This is a genomic window from Mesorhizobium sp. M7A.F.Ca.CA.002.15.2.1 (assembly GCF_003998715.1).
Lineage (GTDB): Bacteria > Pseudomonadota > Alphaproteobacteria > Rhizobiales > Rhizobiaceae > Mesorhizobium > Mesorhizobium ciceri.
Genome location: NZ_RZPI01000218.1, coordinates 2501 through 7958, shown reverse-complemented (window position 1 = coordinate 7958; position 5458 = coordinate 2501). Strand labels below are relative to the sequence as shown.

Genomic DNA, 5458 nt, shown 5'->3' with positions numbered 1-5458 from the left:
TCTTGAATTTCGCTAAGGGCAGGCTTAAAAGCAAACTTCTTCGTCGCCAGCGGCGAGCCGCCCTCGTTCGTGAGGCGTATATAGTCGCCACCAACGACAACTGTCAACACACATCGATAATGTTTTTTCGATTTCTCGTAGAGATATCCACCGGGCCGAAATTCATGAGTTGGCTTGGCTGAATTGTGGGCGGCGTTCTAGCGCCTACCATCCCTGTGATGCGTCCCGAGATCGAGGCGCTGATGAGTGCCATCGCACCCGTCGCGCCTTGATGGCTGCGGAGCAATTCTCCACCGAAGCGCCGTTTAGAGCCGGTTCTCGAGCAATTCCGGCGTGATGTTCCGGCCAGCGTAGAAGATACCCAGGATCAGCACCCGCCCACCGTCGACGGCGAAGGCAATGCTGACGGCGCGGCGATAGCCAACAATCCGCAGCCCCGGCATGATCTCGACCCGCTCGGTGCCCCGCTGTGGAAAAGTCGACGGCCGAGACAATGGTCACGGATACCCGCAATGAAATTCCGGGCGATCGCCGGCGACGCACGTCCGGCTAGGTCATCGTAGAGTTGCTCCAGCTCCGACTCGGCCTTGGAGTGGAAGACAATCCGATACTCTATCCCCTACTTGGCTTTCGCCTGCTTGGAGCGATGACGCGCCTCCAGCCGGAGAAGACCGTGTCGGCAGGGATGCCCTTCGTCGGATCCTGCCGGAGTTCAGCCAGGCGCCCTGGTATCTCCTCGCGCAGCCATTTCTCCCGCTCCGCCTCGAAATCCTCGAGCATGCGCAGGCCCGCGCGGACAACCTCGCTGGCATTGTTGTAGCGGCCTGATTCGAGCTGCTTCCTGATGAAGCTCTCGTAGTGGTCATTCAAAGCGTAATTTGGCATTGGCAACCTCCTGCGGGGAGCGATCCCGAATCTGGCGCCGATTCGGCCACGCCTTACCTCGCGTGACTCATCCGCAGAGAATCGCCCTTCGCTTTGATTCGGCATGATCGAGGCATCGCTTCAACGCCCCCAGGCCGCTCGACCAACGGCACTTGCGGCTATTGCGGCGTGACACACCGGCCGCCGGCGCGATCGAGGATTCACATGCAGGTCGATATTCGCGGCCATCAGTCATTGTCATGGTCGAGGGTGGCCACAAAAGCCGGCTGAATAGAACACCACCCCGACCAAATTCATTTCGTATTTGATTGCAAATCATCACCGGCATCACCGATGCCTGGCACGAGGATCGGATGGCTTTGTCTTTTCCGCCTCCGATTCGGTTGATCCGGCCATGGCGGCGGCCTGGCGCTTCACTTGCCAGTCCCCCAAACGCAAACGGCCCGCGGGCTGCGGGCTGTTTTGTTGAGGCTTTGTTTGTTGTCGTACCTTGTCGGCTGAGTCCTCTTTGTGCGCCGAGGACTGCCGCTTGCCGGCACCATTGTCCCTTGAACGCGAACAGCCCGCCGGCTGATGCCAGGCGGGCTGTTGCTTAGTGAAGTTTGGTTTGCGGGACGGGATCTGGTTCTTTTGTCCCGCAGCTTCGGCTTCGCTTTCGGGGGCCTGAGCCTGGGCAGATCGATGGCCACCCCAGCCGCATATCAAAACGGCGCGCGGGCATTTGTGGCTGGCGGGCTGTTTTTGATGTTGGTTTTGGGGAGAGGATTTGCGTTTTCTGTCTGGCGGCTTGGCTTGGCTGGTTGCGGGCGCCTGATGACAGGCCGGCAGCACAGCACGGCACAAAACAAAAAGCCCGCACGATGGCGGGCTTTTTTGAATTTGGTTGCGGGGACAGGATTTGAACCTGTGACCTTCAGGTTATGAGCCTGACGAGCTACCGGGCTGCTCCACCCCGCGTCAATTTTTGTGTAAGCCGAGGCCTACAGATAGGTATATGGCTGACCAAATGAAAGGGCCGCTTACGCGGCCCGTGATCCCTTGGCGGGCCATTTCATAAAGAGAAGATTTTTCTCCATCCGATTTGGATGTGAGATCAACGTGCGTTTGGCAGACCTGGCAGCGACCTACTCTCCCGCGTCTTGAGACGAAGTACCATCAGCGCTGGAGCGTTTCACGGCCGAGTTCGGAATGGGATCGGGTGCAGCCGCTCCGCCATAACCACCAGGTCGGCAAAACGCACGTTGTTCGAGAAGCTTTTGAGCGAAGGCGCACAAAGAGACATCGGCAGCGGAGCTGTCGGGTGCCTCTCGGGGCTGTTCGCTGGTCTTTGTGTGCCTTTACGGTTCTTGGTCTGGCGCCTTTCGAAGCGAAGCTTCGCAAGGTCGACCGACCGTCGGCGCTGATGCGCCGCACCCACGTAGCGCCGCCCGCAGGGCGGAACAAGCGTGAGTGAGAACAGACCATCTGACTTTGTCAGATGGGCATAAGGAATGAGAACGATCAAGCCGATCGAACTATTAGTACCGGTAAGCTTCAAGCGTTGCCGCTCTTCCACACCCGGCCTATCAACGTGGTCGTCTTCCACGGTTCTCAGGGAATACTCGTTTTAAGGTGGGTTTCCCGCTTAGATGCCTTCAGCGGTTATCCCGTCCGGATATAGCTACCCTGCTATGCGGCTGGCGCCACAACAGGTCCACCAGAGATCCGTCCATCCCGGTCCTCTCGTACTAGGGACAGATCCTTTCAATATTCCTACACCCACGGCAGATAGGGACCGAACTGTCTCACGACGTTCTGAACCCAACTCACGTACCGCTTTAAATGGCGAACAGCCATACCCTTGGGACCTGCTCCAGCCCCAGGATGCGATGAGTCGACATCGAGGTGCCAAACAACCCCGTCGATATGGACTCTTGGGGGTCATCAGCCTGTTATCCCCGGCGTACCTTTTATCCGTTGAGCGATGGCCCTTCCACGCGGGACCACCGGATCACTATGACCGACTTTCGTCTCTGCTCGACTTGTCAGTCTCGCAGTCAGGCAGGCTTATGCCATTGCACTCAGCGAACGATTTCCGACCGTTCTGAGCCCACCATCGCGCGCCTCCGTTACTCTTTAGGAGGCGACCGCCCCAGTCAAACTACCCACCATACATTGTCCCGGACCCGGATAACGGGCCGCGGTTAGACATCCATAGTAATAAGGGTGGTATTTCAAGGGTGGCTCCACCTGAGCTGGCGCCCAGGCTTCAAAGCCTACCACCTATCCTACACATGCCACTACGAATGCCAATGTAAAGCTATAGTAAAGGTGCACGGGGTCTTTCCGTCTAACCGCAGGAACCCCGCATCTTCACGGGGAATTCAATTTCACTGAGTCTATGCTGGAGACAGCGGGGAAGTCGTTACGCCATTCGTGCAGGTCGGAACTTACCCGACAAGGAATTTCGCTACCTTAGGACCGTTATAGTTACGGCCGCCGTTTACTGGGGCTTCGATTCAGAGCTTGCACCCCTCCTCTTAACCTTCCAGCACCGGGCAGGCGTCAGACCCTATACGTCGTCTTGCGACTTCGCAGAGCCCTGTGTTTTTGATAAACAGTCGCTACCCCCTGGTCTGTGCCACCCTCCTCTACTTGCGTAGAAAAGGGTCACGCTTCTTCCGAAGTTACGCGTGCAATTTGCCGAGTTCCTTCAGCATAGTTCTCTCAAGCGCCTTGGTATACTCTACCAGACCACCAGTGTCGGTTTCGGGTACGGTTTATAAGGAGGAGCTATTTCCTGGAACCACGCAGCAGCCCGTTCAATCCGATAAGATTGGACTACCTCAATGATCCGTCACTACCTCCAAGCCCACGAATATTAACGTGGTTCCCATCGACTACGCGTTTCCGCCTCGTCTTAGGGGCCGGCTAACCCTGCTCAGATTAGCTTTAAGCAGGAACCCTTGGTCTTTCGGCGGGGGAGTCTCTCACTCCCCTTACGTTACTCATGTCAGCATTCGCACTTCTGATACCTCCACCACCCCTCACGGGTATGGCTTCATCAGCTTACAGAACGCTCCGCTACCGCTTGGCCCTTGCGGACCAAACCCTAAGCTTCGGTGTATGGCTTTAGCCCCGTTACATTTTCGGCGCAAAGACCCTTATTTAGACCAGTGAGCTGTTACGCTTTCTTTAAATGATGGCTGCTTCTAAGCCAACATCCTGGTTGTTTTGGGATCCTCACATCCTTTCCCACTTAGCCATAACTTGGGGACCTTAGCTGTAGGTCAGGGTTGTTTCCCTTTTCACGACGGACGTTAGCACCCGCCGTGTGTCTGCCGACTAGTACTCCCAGGTATTCGGAGTTTGGTTAGGTTTGGTAATCCGGTGAGGACCCCTAGCCCATCCAGTGCTCTACCCCCTGGGGTATTCGGTCGACGCTCTACCTAAATAGATTTCGCGGAGAACCAGCTATTTCCGAGTTTGATTGGCCTTTCACCCCTAGCCACAAGTCATCCCGAACTATTGCAACAGTTATGGGTTCGGTCCTCCAGTAAGTGTTACCTTACCTTCAACCTGCTCATGGCTAGATCACTCGGTTTCGGGTCTAATGCGACGAACTGAACGCCCTGTTCAGACTCGCTTTCGCTGCGCCTACACCTAGCGGTTTAAGCTTGCTCGTCACACTAAGTCGCTGACCCATTATACAAAAGGTACGTGGTCACCCAGGACGAACCTTGGGCTTCCACTGTTTGTAGGCAATCGGTTTCAGGTACTCTTTCACTCCCCTTGTCGGGGTGCTTTTCACCTTTCCCTCACGGTACTAGTTCGCTATCGGTCATGCACGAGTACTTAGGCTTGGAGGGTGGTCCCCCCAATTTCAGACAGGATTTCACGTGTCCCGCCTTACTCGAGGACGATTGATTGCATTACGCGTACGGGGCTGTCACCCACTATGGCCCTACTTTCCAGAAGGTTCCGCTTGTCTCTCAATCGCCACTGGCCTGGTCCGGGTTCGCTCGCCACTACTTCCGGAGTCTCGGTTGATGTCCTTTCCTACGGGTACTTAGATGTTTCAGTTCCCCGCGTTCGCCACTTTACCCCTATGTATTCAGGGTAAGTTACCTATTATCGATACTTGGAAACCACAGCAGCAATCCGGCCTTGCGACCTTCTGGCTGCTCTGATTTTCCAAGTACCTTAGGTGGGTTTCCCCATTCGGAAATCTACGGATCAAAGGGTATTCGCACCTCCCCGTAGCTTATCGCAGCGTATCACGTCCTTCATCGCCTGTGCATGCCAAGGCATCCACCAATTGCCCTTAAGACACTTGATCGTTCTCATTGCCAATGCCCACCCGCGCAATCCCGAAGGGATTGTCGCTTCAGCCTTCCCCTTACGGAGTTGGCATCCACGCAATTCCAAAGGAATTGTCGCCTGAAGCAGATCCTGTGCGGGATCAAACTTCGATGTCATTGGCACAAAAAGACCAGCTTCTCGAGATCGGTTCGAGGGTGCGGTTAGGCAAGCCCATCATATGCGGGAGATTGAGCGTCTCCCGCGACAAATCACGGCATTACTGCCATGAAGT

1 tRNA gene, 2 rRNA genes and 2 pseudogenes are annotated in these 5458 nt (G+C 55.8%); all 5 read right to left on the bottom strand.

Features of this window, described 5'->3' with window-relative positions:
- Positions 1–305: 305 nt before the first annotated feature.
- Positions 306–616 (bottom strand): annotated as a pseudogene (locus ENZ74_RS14415) (type II toxin-antitoxin system RelE/ParE family toxin).
- Positions 617–619: 3 nt separating this feature from the next.
- Positions 620–885 (bottom strand): annotated as a pseudogene (locus tag ENZ74_RS14410) (type II toxin-antitoxin system ParD family antitoxin).
- An 880-nt stretch (positions 886–1765) separates the two neighbouring features.
- A tRNA-Met gene (locus ENZ74_RS14405) sits at positions 1766–1842 on the bottom strand.
- A 154-nt stretch (positions 1843–1996) separates the two neighbouring features.
- Positions 1997–2111 (bottom strand): 5S ribosomal RNA (gene rrf, locus ENZ74_RS14400).
- A 270-nt stretch (positions 2112–2381) separates the two neighbouring features.
- Positions 2382–5203, bottom strand: a 23S ribosomal RNA gene (locus tag ENZ74_RS14395).
- Between the last annotated feature and the right edge of the window lie 255 nt (positions 5204–5458).